Annotated in this window: 1 protein-coding gene; it reads right to left on the bottom strand. The window is 46.0% G+C overall.

The features are described 5' to 3' along the window. Window positions 1-148 precede the first annotated feature (148 nt). A partial coding sequence (locus CWC30_RS14865; protein WP_138627482.1) for a transposase occupies window positions 149-433 on the bottom strand: 285 nt, incomplete at its 5' end.

Raw genomic sequence — 433 nt, 5'->3', positions numbered from 1 at the left:
ATACTCGCACCCTAGACCAGACCACCCTAAAGCATCTGTAGGGGCTTGGTTACTTGGCGCTCCAAATTAGAGGCGTTTCCTTGTTGCTCATCTGCTGCTAGTTGCAACCATTTGGAGGGCGTTCAGAATTCTGTGTCAGCCTAAATTGCTAAATATCTAGCACGCCATCTAACCTACCTTCGAAGTGAATGGCTAATTGCGACAATGTCAGGTTCCAACTGTGGATTGGCATTGTCCATTTCTTCGAGGCGTTCAATATGCCTGCATACAATAATTTCATCAAGCTATTTTCATTCGGGAATGCGCCTTTAGTCTTGGTCAATTTCCTAAACTGGCGGTGAACCGCCTCGATAGCATTGGTGGTATAAATGGCTTTTCGCACGTAATCTGGGTACTTGAAGTAAACCGACAGGTTCGTCCATTTACGCCTCCA

The sequence above is a fragment of the Pseudoalteromonas sp. S4741 genome, assembly GCF_005886135.1.
In the GTDB taxonomy this organism is placed as follows: Bacteria; Pseudomonadota; Gammaproteobacteria; order Enterobacterales; family Alteromonadaceae; genus Pseudoalteromonas; species Pseudoalteromonas tetraodonis.
Note: the sequence above shows the minus strand (reverse complement) of the source record. Positions and strands in the feature narration are given on the sequence as shown.